3 protein-coding genes are annotated in these 2,259 nt (G+C 43.4%); 2 read left to right on the top strand and 1 reads right to left on the bottom strand.

All coding sequences use genetic code 11. From position 1 onward, the window contains the following. The first annotated feature begins 94 nt into the window (after positions 1–94). Together V7K25_RS07465 and V7K25_RS07460 are read left to right on the top strand one after the other, a co-directional pair. A complete protein-coding gene (locus V7K25_RS07465; RefSeq protein ID WP_335156538.1) occupies positions 95–376 on the top strand; it encodes an NAD(P)/FAD-dependent oxidoreductase in 282 nt (93 codons plus the stop codon). A 194-nt stretch (positions 377–570) separates the two neighbouring features. Then, positions 571–1,053 (top strand): cupin domain-containing protein, encoded by a 483-nt coding sequence (locus tag V7K25_RS07460; protein WP_335156536.1) that lies wholly within the window; start codon positions 571–573, stop codon positions 1,051–1,053. 157 nt (positions 1,054–1,210) lie between these two features. Here the strand turns inward: V7K25_RS07460 and V7K25_RS07455 are convergent, their stop codons facing one another. Continuing rightward, positions 1,211–2,194, bottom strand: coding sequence for an aldo/keto reductase family protein (locus V7K25_RS07455; protein WP_335156534.1), 984 nt, complete (start codon positions 2,192–2,194; stop codon positions 1,211–1,213). Positions 2,195–2,259 lie beyond the last annotated feature (65 nt).

Genomic DNA, 2,259 nt, shown 5'->3' with positions numbered 1-2,259 from the left:
AGTAGTTATTTAGTAAATAAAGTTACTTCTTACTTAGGTTTGATTTTTGCGATCGCATCTTGTTTACCGAATCTGACAAAACCGCACAGCTCCCATGTCACCTGGCGAATCGTTTCCCAACCAGCCGGATAATGGTTACTTTCTTATTGGGGATGCAGCAATGGTACTTGACCCGACATCAAGTCATGGCGTTCTCAAAGCAATTATGTCTGGTATTTGGGTTAGCCATGCGATCGCATCAGAACTCTTAGGTAATCTTACAGAACAACAAGCTATTGACCATTACTGTTTATGGATTCATAACTGGTTTCAACACGATGTCAAAAACTTAAGTAGCCTAATTGCTAAGTTGCCTAATCCTCCCTTTTGGATCTAATCCCTATTTTGTTATACCAGTTAGCTATGAAGTTGCACTTAATAACGAGGTGATGATATAATTCCATCTACAAATAGAAGCGATCGCTTCTGCTGAGATGGAACCCTTGAACCTGTTTTAACTTCCTTCTTAATTCAGATGAAGGCCCCTCGCTTGTTCACCATCAAATTTTCTTAGCACCTTTGCATCAAGAAATGGAAAAATATTTAGTCACCAAAGAAGAGATTGAGTCTTATGAAGGACTAGAAAAAACACATTTTCTCAACTTCAATGCTCGCAGACTAAATAAGTCTTTAGGAGATTTGACAGGTTTAAAAAATATCGGTTTCCACATCATTGAAGTAGAGCCTGGACGTGAATCAACGGAGCTTCATATGCACTATCACGAAGAAGAGTGCGTATACGTTCTGGAGGGAGAAGCTGAGGCAACAATTGGAGAAAGTGTTTATCCAGTTAAAGCAGGAGATTTTATTGGCTATCGCGCTGGTGGTAAGCCGCACAAGCTGAAAAACACGGGCAATTCTATATTCAAATGTATAGTAGTTGGTCAAAGGTTAGATCATGATATCGGTGACTATCCAAATTTGCAGAAGCGTATATATAGGAGCAAAGGCTTAAAGTGGAATCTGGTCGATATGGAAAATATAGCTGAACCAGTAGCAGGTAAGAAGGTATAACAGGTAATACGGTTCAGATAAGCTTTTTTCTCCCCTCCTGCATCCCCTGCTCCCCCTACCTGCCTCAACGGATAAATTTTTATAACCCAAGCGTATTGGGCCTGGTATTCCCATGCTGAATTTTGCTCGAAATCTTCGGGATTGTCTAGGTTTGAACTCAAACACCAACAGTGACGCGATCGCTAATTTCCATTTCCAGAACTTCTTCAATGCGTTGAATTGTTGCCCAAGACAGTTGCTTACCTGATGCACTAACGTTTTCTTGTATCTGTGCTGGTTTGCTTGCGCCGATGATGACGCTACTAATTTCAGGATTGCGTAAGCACCAGATAAGCGCTAATTGGCTCAGGCTCAAACCTTCTTGCTCGGCGATGGGTAACAGTCGCTGCACCTTGAGTAACTGCTGCTGATCCAGTTCCCCATTGTTTAAAAACATATTTTGTTTCGGGTCACTTGCCCGTGAACCTTGGGGTAAGGATTGACCGGGTTTGTATTTACCAGTCAGCAGACCTTGCGCTAAGGGTGAGTAATTGATTATGCCAATCCCTTCTCGACGGCACAGGGGTATTACTTCTTTTTCGATCGTGCGATCGAGCATGTTGTAGCGAGGCTGATCGGATGCGATCGGTGCGAGATTTGCCAACCGGGTCAGGTCGGTCGCATGGGCGAGTTGTCCGGCACTCCATTCAGAAACCCCGTAATAAAGGATTTTCCCCTGTTTCACCAGATGATCAAATGCCATCAAAGTTTCAGCCAGGGGTACGGTCTGGTCATAACGATGTGCCTGATAGAGGTCAATGTAGTCCAGTCCCAATCGCTTCAGACTGGCATCACATTGCTCCAGAATATGTTTGCGTGATAGTCCGCGATCGTTGGGCCCATCGCCCATTGGGAAATAAACTTTGGTTGCTAGAACATAAGATTCACGCGGGTATTGCCGCAGCACGTTACCCACAATTTTTTCAGCTTCTCCCCCGGCATAAACATTTGCTGTGTCAAAAAAGTTGATTCCCAAATCATAAGCTTGCTCAATACATTGACGGGCAGTGTCTTCTGCTGTTGCGCCACCATAGGTAAGCCATGACCCTAAACAAATTTCCGAGACACGAATGCCGTGTTTACCTAACTGCCGATATTCCATAAATCATCTCCTTTTTGCGAAACCTTCATTGTCAAAACCAATGCTAAAATTCCTACTTCAAACAG

Source organism: Nostoc sp. (genome assembly GCF_036919495.1).
In the GTDB taxonomy this organism is placed as follows: Bacteria; Cyanobacteriota; Cyanobacteriia; order Cyanobacteriales; family Nostocaceae; genus Nostoc.
This window is presented reverse-complemented; position numbering and strand designations above follow the sequence as displayed.

Excerpts from the sequence above, each read along its gene's own strand:
- V7K25_RS07465 (WP_335156538.1), top strand. The coding sequence starts at position 95 with ATGTCACCTGGCGAATCGTTTCCCAACCAGCCGGATAATGGTTACTTT.
- V7K25_RS07460 (WP_335156536.1), top strand. The coding sequence starts at position 571 with ATGGAAAAATATTTAGTCACCAAAGAAGAGATTGAGTCTTATGAAGGA.
- V7K25_RS07455 (WP_335156534.1), bottom strand. The coding sequence starts at position 2,194 with ATGGAATATCGGCAGTTAGGTAAACACGGCATTCGTGTCTCGGAAATT.